This is a genomic window from Pseudomonas sp. 3-2 (assembly GCF_019710535.1).
GTDB lineage: Bacteria > Pseudomonadota > Gammaproteobacteria > Pseudomonadales > Pseudomonadaceae > Aquipseudomonas > Aquipseudomonas pharyngis.
In genome coordinates this window covers 3,131,561-3,149,034 of the sequence record NZ_CP081200.1, presented here as the reverse complement: position 1 = coordinate 3,149,034, position 17,474 = coordinate 3,131,561, and the positions used below count along the sequence as shown (strand labels likewise).

At 61.8% G+C, this 17,474-nt stretch carries 12 protein-coding genes; 11 read left to right on the top strand and 1 reads right to left on the bottom strand.

The window, feature by feature from the left end; translation table 11 throughout:
• Positions 1–24 precede the first annotated feature (24 nt).
• Positions 25–558: a hypothetical protein gene (locus tag K3819_RS14175; protein WP_064596317.1), complete on the bottom strand. Its 534-nt coding sequence runs from the start codon at positions 556–558 to the stop codon at positions 25–27.
• 382 nt (positions 559–940) lie between these two features.
• Here K3819_RS14175 and K3819_RS14170 point away from each other — a divergent pair, with 382 nt between their 5' ends.
• The 11 genes from K3819_RS14170 (at position 941) to glgX (ending at position 17,474) form a co-directional block, all read left to right on the top strand.
• Complete coding sequence (locus K3819_RS14170; RefSeq protein WP_221399610.1) at positions 941–2,932, top strand: methyl-accepting chemotaxis protein; 1,992 nt, start codon at positions 941–943, stop codon at positions 2,930–2,932.
• A gap of 164 nt (positions 2,933–3,096) precedes the next feature.
• The gene (locus K3819_RS14165; protein ID WP_007957572.1) at positions 3,097–3,543 is read left to right on the top strand and encodes a DUF411 domain-containing protein; all 447 of its coding nucleotides are present in this window, start codon (positions 3,097–3,099) and stop codon (positions 3,541–3,543) included.
• Entirely contained in the window at positions 3,543–3,977 is a 435-nt protein-coding gene (locus K3819_RS14160; protein ID WP_221399609.1) for a YqaA family protein, read from the top strand. Before K3819_RS14165 ends, K3819_RS14160 begins: the two co-directional genes overlap by 1 nt.
• Before the next feature lie 85 nt (positions 3,978–4,062).
• The gene (locus tag K3819_RS14155) at positions 4,063–5,088 is read left to right on the top strand and encodes an alpha/beta fold hydrolase (protein ID WP_085611706.1); all 1,026 of its coding nucleotides are present in this window, start codon (positions 4,063–4,065) and stop codon (positions 5,086–5,088) included.
• Between the two features lie 13 nt (positions 5,089–5,101).
• Positions 5,102–6,055, top strand: coding sequence for a D-2-hydroxyacid dehydrogenase family protein (locus K3819_RS14150; RefSeq protein ID WP_221399608.1), 954 nt, complete (start codon positions 5,102–5,104; stop codon positions 6,053–6,055).
• Positions 6,056–6,584: 529 nt separating this feature from the next.
• Positions 6,585–8,171, top strand: a complete 1,587-nt coding sequence (gene glgA, locus K3819_RS14145) for a glycogen synthase GlgA (RefSeq protein WP_039768136.1) — start codon at positions 6,585–6,587, stop codon at positions 8,169–8,171.
• 18 nt (positions 8,172–8,189) lie between these two features.
• Positions 8,190–9,992, top strand: a complete 1,803-nt coding sequence (treZ, locus tag K3819_RS14140; protein ID WP_039768135.1) for a malto-oligosyltrehalose trehalohydrolase — start codon at positions 8,190–8,192, stop codon at positions 9,990–9,992.
• The gene (gene malQ / locus K3819_RS14135) at positions 9,989–12,067 is read left to right on the top strand and encodes a 4-alpha-glucanotransferase (RefSeq protein WP_221399607.1); all 2,079 of its coding nucleotides are present in this window, start codon (positions 9,989–9,991) and stop codon (positions 12,065–12,067) included. The genes treZ and malQ overlap by 4 nt, the downstream gene beginning before the upstream one ends.
• On the top strand, positions 12,064–14,841 hold the full coding sequence (locus K3819_RS14130; protein ID WP_221399606.1) for a malto-oligosyltrehalose synthase: 2,778 nt from the start codon (positions 12,064–12,066) through the stop codon (positions 14,839–14,841). The genes malQ and K3819_RS14130 overlap by 4 nt, the downstream gene beginning before the upstream one ends.
• A gap of 29 nt (positions 14,842–14,870) precedes the next feature.
• Positions 14,871–15,206, top strand: coding sequence for a DUF2934 domain-containing protein (locus tag K3819_RS14125; protein WP_085611710.1), 336 nt, complete (start codon positions 14,871–14,873; stop codon positions 15,204–15,206).
• 108 nt (positions 15,207–15,314) lie between these two features.
• Positions 15,315–17,474, top strand: a complete 2,160-nt coding sequence (gene glgX, locus K3819_RS14120) for a glycogen debranching protein GlgX (protein ID WP_064596299.1) — start codon at positions 15,315–15,317, stop codon at positions 17,472–17,474.

Below are 17,474 nucleotides of genomic sequence, written 5' to 3'. Positions count from 1 at the left end.
CGTTAACCGGGCGGGCCTGCGTGATCACGCCTTGGCGCTGACACCCTTGTCGGTAGGAGGCTTGCGCTCCCCACCCTGACCGTAGGTCTGCAAATTCTGCAGCACATAGATGGCTTTCTTGTACTCGGGGATCAACGTATTGGCGTACTTGTTGCCCTTGAGATTGTTGTTCTGGATGGTATCCAGTTGCGTTGCGAAGTACTCCAGCGCATTGAACTTGGCGTCCGGATCCTTCTGAATGCCGAAGCGATCAAACTTGTCGCCGGCGTTGAGCAGAGTAATGGACGTGACTTCGGAAATCAGGCCACGGCTGCGCAGCATTGCACTGAGGCTGCCCAATTGTTTGGCCGAAACATTGGTGGGATCGAAACCCTTGATGTTCTTGTGCAGACCCTGCTTGTCCATCTCGGCGATGCTGATTGCGTTGGGGTCGTTGCCGACCAGAGCCAGCATCTGCTTGACCTTCACGCTTTGGGAAACCGGTTTGCTCGAGCTTCCTGTGTCTCGAACCAGCAAACCCGCCTTGGGTTGCCAGGCACCGGTATAGCCGATAGTCATGAGCAGGCTCCTTGCGAGGAAAACATGAAAAATTCCTTGTTGGACGACTTTTGAGTTGCCCGGAGTATCGGCCGGCAAACTAATGGCACCAACTCCTTTCTGCACTTTTTTACAATTTTCGTACATTCACGATAAAAACCGACAACAGCCCCGGAAATACGGGACCAGAGCATTCATGACAATGTGATGAAAGTGGGTTTATCGCTCTAATGTTCGGGACAGTTAGTCCTCGTGTATCAGGCCGGATACGCTCCATCGGTCGGGATTGCATCTTTTAGGACGCAAGTACCTAAAGCTTCCCGAAGTCGCGACGATACGTTAGGAAACCCGCGCTGTTTTCCCCCTGCCCACAATAAGAATCCCTGCTCAAGGACCGGTTTCCATGCCCGCATTCCGCACCATTCAGGCTCGCTACACGCTGTTTCTGGTTCTGTTCATTCTGTTGTTGTCGGTGCTGACCGTGGTCGGCATCAGCCAGCTGGTCGCGCCCAAGCTGCGCCATACCGAAGAACAGGTGGTGCTCAATCGCATTGCTGAAGTGGCCGAGCAGATCCAGGGCGAACTGAACAAGGTCCAGGCGCAACAGCGCAGCATCACCCAGACCATCCCGCTGCTCGACAGCGCAGCCATCGACACCGTGTTGCCGGGGCTGGTGGATCAATACGGCGAGCTCAAAGTATTCGGCGGCGGCATCTGGCCGTTGCCCGACCAGCGTGAGGCCGGACGCAACAAGTTCAGTACGTTCTGGCACCGCGACGCCTCCGGCAAACTGGCGGTGAACACCTTCTGGAACAGCGACGCAGCCCCCAACTATTACGACCAGAGCTGGTACAAGGGCGGCATGCAGACCCCGCGCGGCCAATGCGCGTGGGCCGCTGCCTATAAAGATGACGCCAGCGCCGAACCGCGCACCAACTGCGCCATGGCCATCCAGAAAAACGGCAGCGCCTGGGGCGTCTCGACCATCGACGTGACATTGGGCTTCTTCAACGATCTGGTGGCGCGCAAGGAAAAAGACCTCAACGCCGAAATGCTGATCGTCGAGGCTGACGGCAAGATCATCAGCAACAGCTCGCGCATCAGCGGGCCGATCGTGCTGAAGAACATCAGCGAACTGGCCGGTGGCTCGACCTTCGCCAGCCAGGTCAAGGCCGGGCTGCAAAACCGCGATCAGGCGCAGCGCGTCGAATTCGACAATCACGGTGAAGCCAGCACCTTCTTCATGCGCCCGATCGAAGGCACCCCGTGGTTCCTCGCCACCGCGCTGCCGACCAAAATGCTCACCGCCCAGCGTGATGACGTGCTCAGCAGCCTGAGCCTGTTGCAGATTCCGCTGGTGATCCTGCTGGTGCTGCTGCAGGTCTACGCGATTCGCCAACTAATTTCGCGCATGAAAGCGCTGAAAGCCAACATCGATTCGCTGTCCAGCGGCGATGCCGACCTGACCCGGCGCATCACCATCCGCGCTGAAGATGAGCTCGGTGCCATCGGGCACTCGGTCAATACCTTCATCGCCTACCTGCAGAACATGATCGGCGAAGTGACCCAGGCCACCGGCGCCATGGCCTCGAGCCTCGACAACCTGCAACGCACCTCGGCGCACACCAGCCAGATTCTGCTGCGCCACGCCTCGGAAACCGACCAGACGGTTACTGCAATCAATGAAATGAGTTCGACCGCCGAAAGCGTCGCGCAAAATGCTGCCGAAACCGCCGCGTTCACCCAACGCGCCAATGAAAACGCCGACCGCTCGCGCGTGGTGGTTGGCGAAGCGTCAAGCAGCGTGGTGGCGTTGATCGACGAAGTGGCCAGCGCCACCCACAAGGTCGAAAGCATGCAGCAGGACGCCCAGCGCATCACCGAAATCCTCGGCGTGATCGGCGCCATTGCCGGCCAGACCAACCTGCTGGCGCTCAACGCTGCCATCGAAGCGGCCCGCGCTGGTGAACAGGGTCGCGGCTTTGCGGTGGTGGCCGATGAAGTGCGTGCCCTTGCCGCCCGCACCCAGGCCAGCACCTCCGAAATCAACGAGATGTTGAGCCGTCTGACCCAGGGCGTGAGCTCGTCGGTCAGCGCCATGGAAAACACCCAGGCCAGCTGCCAGTCGGCCGCCGATGCCACGGCGCGAGTCAACAGTGGCCTCGACGAGATGGCCGGTTCGGTCAGCCACATCAACAGCCTCAGCACCCAGATCGCCACTGCCGCCGAACAGCAAAGCGCGGTCACCGAGGAGATCAACCGCAGCATGGTGCAGATCCGCCACATGGTTGATGAGCTGGTGGAAAGCGGTCAGGCCAGCGAACTCAACACCCGCCAGTTGCTGGAAGCCAACAGCCGGGTCAGCGCGATCATGGGGCGGTTCAAGGTTCGCTGACCGTTTTGTCATCTTGCGCTCAGTGGCCTGTCAGCTTTGATCTACGATCATGTTGGCAGGCCTGCCTCGTATCACTTGGAAACACTCCGTTGATGCCCGGCAGGAAAAACCGGTCAAAATGCCTTCCTTTTTTGACCGTTTCTCCTCTAAGCCGAGAGCCATTCATGCGAAACCATCTGCGTCTGGCCGCCCTGAGCGCGCTGTTCATCTCCTCCCTGGCGCAAGCCGCCGATCTTATTCCGATCGAAGTCCACCGCGACGCCAACTGCGGCTGCTGCAAAAAGTGGATCAGCCATCTGGAAGCCAATGGCTTCAAGGTCGAAGACCACGTCGAAAGCGACATGAGCAGCTTCAAGCAGCAACACGGCGTACCGCCACGTCTGGCGTCCTGCCACACGGCAATCATCAACGGCAAATTCGTCGAGGGCCATGTTCCGGCGGAACAGGTGCTGGCCCTGAGCAAACGTGACGACCTGCTGGGCGTTGCCGCACCGGGCATGCCAATGGGCTCGCCGGGCATGGAAATGGACGGCATGAGCGACGCGTATCAAGTGATCGGCCTGAAGAAAGACGGTGCCGATGTGGTGGTGGCGGATTACCCGGCCCATTGATGACGGCGGGTTATCTCGGGCTGTTTGTGGCGGCGTTCGGTGCGGCGACGCTGTTGCCGCTGCAATCGGAAGCCGTGCTGGTCGGGCTGCTGGTCAGCGAGCGCTATTGGCTTTGGGGGCTGTTGGCCGTGGCGACGCTGGGCAACGTCCTCGGTTCGCTGGTGAACTGGTGGCTGGGGCGCAGGCTGGAACGCTTTCAGGACCGGCGCTGGTTTCCGGTCAGCCCCAGGCATATGGAGCGAGCCCGCGTTCACTATCAGCGTTACGGTCACTGGTCGTTGCTGCTCAGCTGGTTGCCGGTCATCGGCGATCCGCTGACGCTGATCGCCGGGGTCATGCGCGAACCTCTCGGGCGTTTTCTGTTGATCGTCACTCTCGCCAAAGGCGCCCGCTACGGGGTGCTGGCGATGCTCACCCTCGGCTGGCTCGGTTGAACGATCGGGCCCGGGGATTGCCTGTGTTTAACGTCGCCCTAATCCGGCCGTTCCAGCATCGGCCGATTTCTTGTGGAGTTGTCCTATGTCTGTATCGCTGACCCGCTGGCTGCCCGGCCTGCTGCTGACCGCCGCCCTGCCCCTGCTCGCTCATGCCGAAGGCCCGCAATACGGCCCGCAATTGCAGGGTTTCGAGTATCCCTACACCCTCAAGCACTTTGCCTTTCAGTCTCAGGGCAAGTCGCTGCAGATGGGTTACATGGACGTCGCCGCCCACGGCAAGGCCAACGGGCGCACCGTGGTGCTGATGCACGGCAAGAATTTCTGCGGCGCGACCTGGGACAGTTCGATCAAGGCCCTCAGCGAAGCCGGTTACCGGGTGGTCGCCCCGGATCAGATCGGTTTCTGCACCTCCAGCAAACCCGATCACTACCAGTACACCTTCCAGCAACTGGCGGCCAACACCCAGCAATTGCTCAAGGCGCTGGGCATCCAGAAGGCCACCCTGCTCGGCCACTCCACCGGCGGCATGCTCGCCACCCGTTACGCGCTGCAATACCCGGATCAGGTCGAGCAACTGGCATTGGTCAACCCGATCGGCCTGGAAGACTGGAAAGCCCTTGGCGTGCCTTACCGCAGCGTCGATCAGTGGTATCAGCGCGAATTGAAAGTCACCGCCCAGGGCATTCGCGACTACGAACGCACGACCTATTACGACGGCCGCTGGAAACCCGAATTCGACCGCTGGGTGGACATGCTCGCCGGCCTGAGCAACGGTCCGGGCAAGACTCAGGTCGCATGGAACTCGGCGCTGATCTACGACATGATCTTCACCCAGCCGGTGTACTACGAGTTCAAGGATTTGAAGATGCCGACCCTGCTGCTGATCGGCACCTCCGACACCACCGCCATCGGCAAGGACATCGCGCCGCCCGAAGTGAAGGCGAAAATCGGTCACTACGAGGTGCTGGGCAAGCAGGTGGCGAAACTGATTCCTCAGTCCACGCTGGTGGAATTCCCCGGCATGGGCCACGCCCCGCAGATGGAAGAGCCGGCGAAGTTCCACGAGGCGCTGCTCGGCTGGCTGGACAAAACCAATCCCGTTCGTTGAAGAGGTAACGCTGATGGCGGTGCAGATTGCGGTGATCGATGACTGGCAGGACGTCGCGCGGGGCGCAGTCGACTGGTCGGTGCTCGACAGTCTCGGCGAAGTCACCTTCGTCCATGAGTACCCGGCGGACAACGCCACGCTGGCCGAACGTCTGGGCCGGTTCGAAGTGATCTGCGTGATGCGCGAACGCACACGCTTCGACGAAGACCTGCTCAAACGCTTGCCGAACCTGAAGCTGCTGGTCACCGGCGGCATGCGTAACGCGGTGCTGGATATGCCGGCCGCGGCCCGCCTCGGGATCAAGGTCTGCGGCACCGACAGCTACAAACACGCAGCGCCGGAACTGACCTGGGCGCTGATCATGGCCGCCACCCGCAATCTGGTGAGCGAAGCCAACGCCCTGCGCGCCGGCCAGTGGCAGCAAGGTCTGGGCGGCGACCTGCACGGCAAGACCCTGGGCATCCTCGGGCTCGGCAGCATCGGCCAGCGGGTGGCGCAGTTCGGTCAGGCATTCGGCATGCGCGTCATCGCCTGGAGCGAAAACCTCACCGCCGAACGCGCCGAACAGGCTGGCGTCACCTATGTCAGCAAGCAGCAATTGTTCGAACAGGCTGACGTGCTGTCGGTGCACCTGGTGCTCAGCGATCGCAGCCGGGGCCTGGTCGATGCCCAGGCGCTGGACTGGATGAAGCCGACCGCCCTGCTGGTCAACACGGCGCGCGGGCCGATTGTCGACGAAGCGGCGCTGATCAAGGCCTTGCAGAAACAGCGTATCGGCGGTGCGGCCCTTGACGTGTTCGATCAGGAACCGCTGCCGGCACTGCACCCGTTTCGCACCCTCGACAATGTGCTGGCCACGCCTCATGTCGGCTACGTCAGCCGCCAGAACTATGAGTTGTTCTTTTCGCAGATGATCGAAGACATTCAAGGGTGGTCAGCCGGGGAATCTATCCGCCTGCTTAACTGAGTCCCCTCGCCTTCGCGGGCAATCCCTGCCCGCGAAGCAGCACCCACTGTCTGCTCACCAACACAGCTGTCCGCACCGCAACAGTGCGCCCGCACTTTCCCAGCGCCCGAAATCGTGACTGGCCGGTCACCATTTTGCGTCACCGAACCCGCCAGACATGCACTTCGTCGGGGCGCACCCCCTCCCGAAGCCACGGATTTCGTGAGCCTGCAACAGATTGTCGAACAATTCATCCAATTGCCCTGGCCCGCTCTAGGATCTGGCCTAGACTGGTTTTCGCGGGGTAAAACCGGCCGGTCACAAAGTCAAAAATTCGTCGAAACTTTTGCAGATCGCGGCGGGTCATCTGATAGGCAGGGCCAAAGCGACTGGTTCAAGTCTTGCAATGGCCCCCTCACCCATTCTGCTTGCACGTGTTGGGTAGCGTTTTGCTCACTCATGCGTGGCGTGTTTGCGCCCGGCCACAGGACCTGGCCATGGACATCGCATGTTCAAGACAAGAATTAGATCAAAAAGACGGGAGATTCATATGATCAGTGCGGCATTGGAAATTCAGGGAGAACGGGCTCATCAGCCGATGGGTGAATCGAGCACTTTAAGCGTTCCCGGCAGCCGATCGATCAGCGTCCCGATCACCAAGACACTGACGCCGATAGCCAGTCAGAACCCCAACAAGAAAAAAGTGTTGTTCGTGACCTCGGAAATCGCCGATCTGGTGAAAACCGGCGGTCTGGGAGACGTTTCTGCCGCCCTGCCCCGCGCGATGGCACATCTGCATGACGTGCGGGTATTGATCCCGGGTTACCCGCAGGTCATGAACAGCGAAAATCCGATCCACATCATCGGCGAACTGGGTGGCCACGCTGCACTGCCACCCTGCAAGATCGGGCGCATGGACATGCCCGACGGTCTGGTCATTTATGTCTTGATCTGCCCTGAACTCTACGCCCGTGACGGTGGCCCGTATGGCGCCAACAATGGTCGCGACTGGCCGGACAACCACATTCGCTTCGCTCGTCTGGGTCTGGCCGCAGCCGATATCGCCGCCAACCTCGCGCAAATCCACTGGTGCCCGGATCTGGTGCACGCCCACGACTGGCCGGCCGGTCTCGCGCCTGCCTATATGCACTGGCGCGGGCAACGCACGCCGACCCTGTTCACCATTCACAACCTCGCTTATCAAGGCGTGACCAGCCTGGGCTCATGCCCCGAACTCGGGATTCCCGCCCATGCCCTGCAACAGGAAGGCATGGAGTTCTACGGCAAAATGTCGTTCCTCAAGGCCGGCATGGCCTATTCGAGCCATATCACCACGGTCAGCGCTACCTACGCGCAGGAAATCACCACACCGGATTTCGGCTGCGGTCTCGACGGTTTTCTCGCTGCCAAGACCCAGCAAGGTTTGCTCAGCGGCATCCCCAACGGCATCGATGAAAGCTGGGACGCCGCCACCGACCCGCACCTGTTCGCACCGTTCGCCATCGGCGACTGGGAAGGCAAAGCGGTCAATGCCGCCCACGTTCGCGAACTGTTCGGCCTGGAACAATCGGAAGGTCCGCTGTTTGCCGTGGTCTCGCGGCTGGTCTATCAAAAAGGCCTCGACCTGACCGAGGCGGTGTCGGAATACATCGTGCAGAACGGTGGCCAGATCGCAATCATCGGTCGTGGCGAGCCGGAAGAAGAACAAGCCATGCGCGAACTGGCGCTGCGCTTCCCCGGCCAGATCGGCGTGCGCATCGGCTTCAACGAAACCGACGCCCGGCGGATGTTCGCCGGCAGCGATTTCCTGCTGATGCCGTCGCGTTATGAACCGTGCGGTCTGAGCCAGATGTACGCCCAGCGTTTCGGCTCGTTGCCGGTCGCGCGCAACACCGGCGGGCTGGCCGACACCATCGAAAACGGTGTTACCGGTTTCCTGTTCAACGAATCGACCGCCGACAGCTACCGCGAAGCCCTGAGCCGCGCGTTCAAGGTATTTGCCTTTCCCGAACTGCTCAACGCCATGCGCTGCCGGGCAATGGCCGCGCCATTCAACTGGTGCAAGGCGGTCGAACCCTACGCCGAACTCTACGAACAACTGGTGGCCAAGTCGCTGGGAAAAACGCACCACAAATAACCAGGGAGCTTTACAACAATGCCGTCACGGACACCTGAAAGCTGGCCCCACGGCGCGATCATGCTGGATGCCGACCACACACAATTTGCGCTGTGGGCGCCGGATGCGTTTTACGTCAGCGTCGAGCTGGGCAACGGCCAGTCGCTGCCCATGCTGCCCCAGGGCGATGGCTGGTTTGTCATCAAGACCCGCTGCCCTGCCGGCAGCCGCTACCGCTTCAACATCGACGGCGAACTGGAGGTGCCCGACCCGGCCTCCAGGGCGCAGGACGGTGATATCGACCGTCACAGCGTGGTGGTCGATCCCCACGCCTATCCATGGCAACACGTAACGTGGCGAGGTCGGCCGTGGAATGAAGCGGTGATCTACGAGTTGCATGTGGGTGCGCTAGGCGGATTCGATGAGGTCGAAAAGGATCTGGCCCGACTGGCCGCCCTGGGCATCACCGCTATCGAACTGATGCCGATCGCACAATTCCCCGGCTATCGCAACTGGGGGTATGACGGCGTACTGCATTTTGCGCCACAAGCCTCCTATGGCACTCCGGAACAACTCAAGCATCTGATCGACAGCGCCCATGGCCACGGTCTGGCGGTGATTCTCGACGTGGTCTACAACCATTTCGGTCCGGACGGCAACTACCTGCATCGCTACGCCAAGGGCTTTTTCCGCGAAGACAAACACACCCCGTGGGGCGCGGCCATCGACTTTCGCCGTCGTGAGGTGCGGGACTTCTTCGTCGAAAACGCACTGATGTGGCTGCTGGAATACCGTTTCGACGGTTTGCGCCTGGATGCCGTCCATGCAATAGAAAGTCAGGACTTCCTGCCCGAACTGGCGCAGCGTGTCCGCCAGCAGGTCGACCCTGCCCGTCATGTATGGTTGACCGTCGAGAACGAACTCAACCAATCGAGCCTGCTGGAAGAAAATTACGACGCCCAATGGAATGACGACGGCCATAACGCTTTGCATGTGTTGTTGACGGGCGAAACCGATGCCTACTACGCCGACTACGCTCTGCAACCGACCGAGCAACTGGCCCGCTGCCTGAGCCAGGGCTTCGTGTTTCAGGGGCATATCACCCGCCACGGCGAACCACGCGGCGAACCGAGCGAGCATCTGCCGTCCACTGCCTTCGTACTGTTTCTGCAAAACCATGACCAGATCGGCAACCGTGCCTTCGGCGAGCGCCTGCATCAGTTGGCCGATCCGCGCGCGCTCGAGGCGGCGACGGTGCTGCTGTTGCTGTCGCCGATGATTCCGCTGATGTTCATGGGCGATGAATATGCCGCCGAGCAACCGTTTCTGTTCTTCACCAGCCACCACGGCGAACTGGCGAAACAGGTACGAGAAGGCCGTCGCAACGAGTTCGCTGCATTCAGTGCGTTCACCGACCCGCATAAGCGCGAACGGATACCCGACCCCAACGCCGAATCGACCTTCCACGCTTCGCGGCCAACGCGGTCCGGTAATGGCACACCGCGCCAGCAGGCAACGAATGAGCTCTATCGTCATCTGCTGCAATTGCGTCACCGCTACATCATCCCGAACCTGTCCGGCACCCAGGCCCTGGGCGCGCAAATGCTGGGCCGTGGTGCGGTCAGCGCACGCTGGCGTCTGGGCGATGGCAGTGAGTTGCGAATTGACCTGAACCTCAGCGGGACGGCAGTGGTCAACCCTCCACGGACCGGCGCGGTGTGGCTGTTTCAACAGCCCCCCGCTGCCGAGATGTCGGATAAGGGCCTTCTGCCCCCGTATTGCGCGCTCGTCAGCCTCACGGCCGCAACCCCTTTGCCCCCCTTGGATGGAGAGCGCCTATGAGCGATGCGCAACTGGAAATTCTCGCCAGCCGAGCCGGCCTTGCCGTCGACTGGATCGACGCCAACGGGCGAGCCCAAAAAGTCGCCCCGGCCGTGCTTCGCAATGTGCTGATCGGTCTCGGCCACCCGGCCGGCACTGCCCAGGAAATCGACGCCAGCCTGCTTGAACTGCAACAGGTACAGGAAAATCGCCAACTGCCGCCACTGCTTACTGCCGATCTCGGCAAGGGCCTGGATCTGGCGCGCTATTTCGAACCAGAAACCCCTTGTGAGATTCACCTTGAAGATGGCTCGCGCTTGAGCCTGCGGCTTGACGCGGAGTCGATACTGCCCGGAGAGATTCCGGTCGGCTATCAGCAAGTGCACATCGCCGATCAGCAATTCACCCTGGCCGTGGCGCCGGAACGCTGCTTCAGCGTGGGCGACGCGGTGGACAGTCCGATCCCGCGCGCTTGGGGCCTGAGCGTGCAGCTTTATGGCCTGCGCCGCTCCGGCGATGGCGGTTTCGGCGACACCCAGGCCCTGGAAGAACTGGCCCGGGTGGCCGGCGAACGGGGTGCCGATGCACTGGCGATCAGCCCGTTGCATGCGATGTTCAGCGCCGACACCGGGCGCTACAGCCCTTACTCGCCGTCCAGTCGGCTGTTTCTCAATCCGCTGTATGCCGCACCGGGGACCATCCTCGGCGAGCGCGCGCTGCGTGATGCGATTGACGCCGCCGGCCTGACCGACCAGTTCAAGCAACTGGAAGACCTGAAACTGGTCGACTGGCCGAAAGCGGCCGAAGCCAAACTGAAACTGCTGCAAGCCTTGTACGACGGTTTCATCAACGGCGAACACCCGCTGCATGCCGACTTCTCCAGTTTCCGCGATGCCGGCGGTGAAGCGCTGGAAAACCACTGCCGCTTCGAAGCCATCCAGGAAATGCGCGCCGCCCGTGGCGAGAGCCTCGACTGGCGCGAATGGCCGGAACACTGGCACGACCCGCGCGGCGCAGCGCTCGGCGCATTTGCCGAGGAATACGCCGAGCGCATCAGTTACTTCGCGTTCTGCCAATGGTTGATTCACCGCTGCCTGGAGCGCGCCCAGACCGCCGCTCGCAGCGCCGGCATGGGCATCGGCTTGATCGCCGACCTGGCGGTGGGTGCCGACGGCGCCGGCAGCCAGGCCTGGAGTTTTCAGGACGAACTGCTCGCCTCGCTGACTGTCGGTGCGCCTCCGGACATTCTCAATCGCTCCGGACAGGGCTGGGGGATTTCCGCGTTTTCCCCGGAAGGCCTGGTGCGCAACGGTTTTCGCGCGTTTATCGAGATGCTGCGCGCCAACTTCGCCCACGCCGGCGGGCTGCGCATCGACCATGTCATGGGCCTGCAGCGGTTATGGGTCATCCCCAACGGTTCCGCCCCGGCAGACGGTGCGTACCTGTATTACCCGGTGGACGACTTGCTGCGTCTGCTGACCCTCGAATCCCATCGTCATCAAGCGATCGTGCTCGGTGAAGACCTTGGCACCGTGCCCGACGGCCTGCGGGAAAAACTGATCGCCCGCGCCATGCTCGGCATGCGCGTGCTGTTGTTCGAACAGGACAACACCCATTTCAAACCGATCCTCGACTGGCCGGACAACGCACTGGCCACTACCAGCACCCACGATCTGCCGACGCTCAACGGCTGGTGGCATGGCCGCGACATCGACTGGAACGCGCGGCTCGGGCTGGTCGATGCCAACGGCGAAATCGACTGGCGCCGTTACCGCGAACGCGAGCGTGAAGGCCTGCGCAGTGCCTTGAGCCAGGACCCGCAGAACTTTCGCGAGGAATCCCACGAGGCCGATCAGGTGGTCGACGCCGCAGTCCGTTTCCTCGGCCACACCCGCGCGCCGCTGGTATTGCTGCCGCTGGAAGATGCGCTGGGTCTCGACGAACAGGCCAACCTGCCCGGCACCATCGACACCCACCCGAACTGGTCGCGCCGCTTGCCGGCCACCAGTGAGACACTGCTCGACGGTGTCGACGCCGCAAGACGCCTGGAACTATTGGCGTGTGCCCGCCTTCAAGCAGCCGAGCGTGACCAATGAGTGCATTGCTTATCCCGACACTGCGCGCCACGGTCCGCCTGCAATTTCATCGCGGTTTTACCCTTGATCAGGCGGTGCCGCTGGTGCCGTATTTCTCTCGACTCGGCATCAGCCACATTTATGCCTCGCCGCTGCTGGCCGCGCGCGCCGGCTCCATGCATGGCTACGACGTGGTCGATCCGACCCGGGTCAATCCGGAACTCGGCGGCGAGCCAGCCTTGCGTCGTCTGGTCGCCAGCCTGCGCGAGCACGGTATGGGGCTGATCCTCGACATCGTCTCCAATCACATGGCAGTCGGTGGCGGCGACAACCCGTGGTGGCTCGATCTGCTGGAATGGGGACGGCTCAGCCCCTACGGCGAGTTCTTCGACATTCAGTGGCACTCGCCCGACCCATTGATGGAAGGCCAGTTGCTGTTGCCGTTTCTCGGCAGTGACTATGGCGTCGCGTTGCAGGACGCGACTCTGCCGCTGGTGTTCAACGCCGAGAGCGGCACCTTTCACGTCGAGCATTACGAGCATCACTTCCCCATCTGCCCCGGCGACTACGGCGAACTGCTCAGGTCCGCTGACACACCGAACGAAGTCCTCAGGGCCCTCGCTGAACGTTTCAGCGCGCTCAGTTATCAGACCGACGCTCGCGCGCTGGCGATTCCGCTCAAGGAAGAACTTCAGCAACTGGCCAGCGACCCGCAGATTCTGCAGGCCATTGAGCGCAACCTGACGCACTACGATTCGAAGACCGAAGACGGTTTTCAGCGCCTGCACCAATTGCTGGAGCGGCAAAGCTATCGTCTGGCGAGCTGGCGCACAGCCGCGGATGACATCAACTGGCGGCGCTTCTTCGACATCAACGAACTCGGCGGTTTGCGGGTCGAGCGTCCGGCAGTGTTCGAGGCCACCCACGGCAAGATTTTCCAGTTGATCGGCGAGGGCTTGATCGACGGCCTGCGCATCGACCACATCGACGGCCTCGCCGACCCACGCGGTTACTGCCGCAAGCTGCGCCGCCGCCTCGATCACCTGGCGCCGGGCCGGCACTTGCCGATCTACGTCGAGAAGATTCTCGGCGACGGCGAAACCCTGCCCACCGACTGGGCCGTGGACGGCAGCACCGGTTACGAATTCATGAACCAGCTGTCACTGCTGCAACACGACCCGGACGGCGAACACGTGCTCGGTGACTTGTGGCAACGCCGCACCGAGCGCCCCGCCGCGTTCATCGAAGAAGCCCAACTGGCGCGCCAGCAGATCCTCAACGGCTCGCTGGCCAGCGATTGCGAAAGCGTCGCCCAGGCCCTGCTGCAAGTGGCACGCGACGACCTGATGACCCGCGACCTTACGCTCGGCTCGATCCGCCGGGTGCTGCAGGCGCTGATCGTGCACTTCCCGGTCTATCGCACCTACATCACCCCGATGGGCCGCTCGGCCCGGGACGAGGTGTTTTTCCAGCAGGCCATGGACGGTGCACGGCAGACATTGAGCGAAGCCGATTGGCCAGTGCTGGACTCCGTAGCCGGTTGGCTCGGTGGCCAGCCATGGCGGCGCAAACCCCGTGGGCGCTCGCGCAAAATCCTGCGCCATGCCTGCGTGCGCTTTCAACAGCTCACTTCGCCGGCCGCCGCCAAAGCGGTGGAAGACACCGCGCTGTATCGTTCGGCGGTGCTGCTGTCGCGCAATGACGTCGGCTACAACACCGAGCAGTTCAGTGCGCCGGTCAGCGACTTTCACGCGGTGAACCTGCAACGTCTGGAGAGCTTTCCCGACAATCTGTTGGCCACCGCCACCCACGACCACAAACGCGGGGAAGACACCCGCGCGCGGCTGGCCGTGCTCAGCGAGCGCAGCCATTGGTACGCCGAACAGATCGAGCTGTGGCGCGCCCTCGCCCGACCGCTGCGCAATGACGATCAGCTGCCGTCGTCTGCGGACGAACTGATCCTTTATCAGGCGCTGCTCGGCAGTTGGCCGCTGGAGTTGCGTGACGACGATCAGGCGGGCTTCGCCGATTACGCCAAACGTGTCTGGCAGTGGCAGCAGAAAGCCCTGCGCGAAGCCAAGCTGCAAAGCAGCTGGAGCGCGCCGAACGAAGCCTACGAAAACGCAGCCCAGGCGTTCACCGAACAATTACTGCTGGCTCCTGAAGGCGAACTGCTGCGCGCAGCGCTGGCCAAGACCCTCAACAGCATCGCCGCCGCCGGCGCCCTCAACGGTCTGGCGCAAACCTTGCTGCGCATGACGGTGCCGGGAGTGCCGGACTTGTATCAAGGCAACGAGTTCTGGGACTTCAGCATGGTCGACCCGGACAACCGCCGGCCAGTGGACTACGCCGCCAGGCAGCAGGCGCTGGAGGCACCCGGGCCGGTTCAGGAACTGTTGGCGAACTGGCGCGACGGGCGAATCAAGCAAGCATTGATCGCCGAGGTGCTGCGTCTGCGCGCCGACCACACCGAGTTGTTTCGCCAGGGTTCGTACCAGGCCCTCGAGGTGCTGGGCAGCCAGGCGCACAACGTGCTCGCGTTTGCCCGCGAGCATGGGGAGCGACGGATCATCGTGATCGTGCCGATCCGTTGCGCAACCTTGCTGGAAAACAGTGCTGTGCCGATGGTTGACGCGCTGCGCTGGGGCGATACGCGGGTGGTTTTACCGTTCGACACCTCTGACGAAAATCCGAAGGGACTTTTTTCGAGCACCGCAGTCACAAAAAACAGGGAGCTGCAGGTCAGCGCCGCGCTGGGGGATTTCCCGGTCAATCTGCTTATCCAACACGTCTAGCAGCATGAGTTCAGTTCAGGAGCATTGCGATGAGTACCGACGATAAACGCATCCGCGAATTCGCCTATCAGATCTGGGAATCCGAAGGTAAACCCGAGGGCCAGGACGCCCGCCACTGGGAGATGGCGCGCAAACTGGCCGAAGCCGAGGCATTGGCGCCGAAAAAATCGCCAAAAGCCGCCGGCAGTAAAACCGCCGGCAAGACCGCCACCAGCAAAGCGCTCGACGGCAAAGGGACAGCTGCCAAACCCAAGACAGCCACCACGACGAAGGCCAAGCCCGCCGGTGCTGCCAAAGTGATTCCTCCGGGCGAAAAAGCCACCGAGAAAAAGCCCCGCGCGCCGCGCAAGCCGCCTGCGGTCTGACGCCCCCCGAACCATTGATTTGAATAACCGTGTGGCGGGTTCGCTCGCCACCGAGGGCTCGCTCGTCCTCGAAAAACACCTACCCCCCGATTTTTTGCAGGAGCACCTATGACCCGTCCAAAGAAAGCCGAGCCCGCCGCGCACGCCGAACCCTCGCGCATCCGTGAAGGCCTGCCCTTCCCGCTCGGCGCGACCTGGGATGGTCTGGGGGTGAACTTCGCGCTGTTCTCCGCCAACGCCACCCGGGTCGAACTGTGCATTTTCGACGACGCCGGCGAAGTTGAGCTCGAGCGCATCGAGCTGCCGGAATACACCGACGAGATCTACCACGGCTATCTGCCCGATGCACATCCGGGCCTGATCTACGGCTACCGGGTCTACGGACCCTACGACCCGGCCAACGGCCACCGCTTCAACCACAACAAGTTGCTGATCGACCCCTATGCCAAGCAATTGGTGGGCGAATTGAAATGGTCCGAAGCACTGTTCGGCTACACCATCGGCCACCCGGACGCCGACCTCAGTTTCGACGAGCGCGACAGCGCGCCCTTCGTCCCCAAGTGCAAGGTCATCGACCCGGCGCACACCTGGGGCCACGACCATCGCGTCAGCGTGCCGTGGGACAAGACCATCATTTACGAGACCCACGTGCGCGGCATCAGCATGCGCCACCCTTCGGTGCCGGAGAATGTGCGCGGCACGTTTGCCGGGTTGATGGTCGACGATGTGCTGGAGCACATCCGCAAACTCGGGGTGTCGACCGTCGAACTGTTGCCGATCCATGCCTTCGTCAATGACCAGCACTTGCTGCACAAGGGCATGACCAATTACTGGGGTTACAACAGCATCGCGTTCTTCGCCCCGGACCCGCGCTATCTGGCCAGCGGCAAGATTGCCGAATTCAAGGAGATGGTCGCGCACCTGCACGACGCCAATCTCGAAGTGATTCTCGACGTGGTCTACAACCACACCGCCGAAGGCAACGAGCAAGGCCCGACCCTGTCGATGCGCGGGATCGACAACGCCTCGTACTATCGCCTGATGCCGGACGACAAACGCTTCTACATCAACGATTCCGGCACCGGTAATACTCTCGACCTGAGCCACCCGTGTGTGCTGCAAATGGTCACCGACTCGCTGCGCTACTGGGCCAGCGAAATGCACGTCGACGGCTTCCGCTTCGACCTGGCGACCATCCTCGGTCGCTACCACGACGGCTTTGATGAACGCCACAGTTTCCTCGTGGCCTGCCGCCAGGATCCGGTGCTGCGTCAGGTAAAAATGATCGCCGAGCCCTGGGATTGTGGCCCCGGCGGTTATCAGGTCGGCAATTTCCCGCCGGGCTGGGTCGAGTGGAACGACAAGTTCCGCGACACCGTGCGTGCCTTCTGGAAAGGCGACGACGGTCAGCTCGCCGACTTCGCCAGCCGCATGACCGCCTCCGGGGAAATGTTCAACCAGCGCGGTCGCCGGCCTTATTCGTCGGTCAACTTTGTCACTGCTCACGACGGTTTCACCCTCAACGATCTGGTGTCGTACAACGACAAGCACAATGAGGCCAACGACGAAAACAATCAGGACGGCAGCAACAACAACCTGTCCTGGAACCACGGCGTCGAAGGCCCTACCGACGATCCGGAAATCAATGCACTGCGCCACCGGCAGATGCGCAATTTCTTCGCTACCCTGTTGCTGTCCCAAGGCACGCCGATGCTGGTGGCCGGTGACGAATTCGCTCGTACCCAGGACGGCAACAACAATGCCTACTGCCAGGACAGCGAAATCGGCTGGGTCAACTGGGACCTGAGCGAGGACGGCAAAGCGCTGCTGAAATTCGTCAAACGCCTGATCAAGTTGCGCCTGGCGTATCCGATCCTGCGACGCGGGCGGTTCCTGGTCGGCGAATACAACGAGGACATCGGCGTCAAGGACGTGACCTGGCTTGCGCCGGACGCCACGGAAATGACCACCGAACACTGGCATGACGCGCAGAATCGCTGCATGGGCATGTTGCTTGACGGTCGTGCCCAGGAAACCGGGATCCGCCGCAAGGGTGGCGACGCTACGTTGCTGCTGGTGGTCAACGCCCATCACGACATCGTCAATTTCACCTTGCCGGAAGTGCCTGAAGGCAGTTTCTGGACGTGCATGATCGATACCAACCAGCCATCGATCCGTGGCCAGGAGCGTTTTGAGTTCGGTCATGAGTATTCGGTCACCGGACGCTCGCTGCTGCTGTTTGAACTGCAACGCGAAGAAGAGGACTGA

Bases quoted from the DNA above. Each gene is read 5' to 3' on its own strand.
- K3819_RS14175 (WP_064596317.1), bottom strand. From the start codon at position 558: ATGACTATCGGCTATACCGGTGCCTGGCAACCCAAGGCGGGTTTGCTG.
- K3819_RS14170 (WP_221399610.1), top strand. From the start codon at position 941: ATGCCCGCATTCCGCACCATTCAGGCTCGCTACACGCTGTTTCTGGTT.
- K3819_RS14165 (WP_007957572.1), top strand. From the start codon at position 3,097: ATGCGAAACCATCTGCGTCTGGCCGCCCTGAGCGCGCTGTTCATCTCC.
- K3819_RS14160 (WP_221399609.1), top strand. From the start codon at position 3,543: ATGACGGCGGGTTATCTCGGGCTGTTTGTGGCGGCGTTCGGTGCGGCG.
- K3819_RS14155 (WP_085611706.1), top strand. From the start codon at position 4,063: ATGTCTGTATCGCTGACCCGCTGGCTGCCCGGCCTGCTGCTGACCGCC.
- K3819_RS14150 (WP_221399608.1), top strand. From the start codon at position 5,102: ATGGCGGTGCAGATTGCGGTGATCGATGACTGGCAGGACGTCGCGCGG.
- glgA (WP_039768136.1), top strand. From the start codon at position 6,585: ATGATCAGTGCGGCATTGGAAATTCAGGGAGAACGGGCTCATCAGCCG.
- treZ (WP_039768135.1), top strand. From the start codon at position 8,190: ATGCCGTCACGGACACCTGAAAGCTGGCCCCACGGCGCGATCATGCTG.
- malQ (WP_221399607.1), top strand. From the start codon at position 9,989: ATGAGCGATGCGCAACTGGAAATTCTCGCCAGCCGAGCCGGCCTTGCC.
- K3819_RS14130 (WP_221399606.1), top strand. From the start codon at position 12,064: ATGAGTGCATTGCTTATCCCGACACTGCGCGCCACGGTCCGCCTGCAA.
- K3819_RS14125 (WP_085611710.1), top strand. From the start codon at position 14,871: ATGAGTACCGACGATAAACGCATCCGCGAATTCGCCTATCAGATCTGG.
- glgX (WP_064596299.1), top strand. From the start codon at position 15,315: ATGACCCGTCCAAAGAAAGCCGAGCCCGCCGCGCACGCCGAACCCTCG.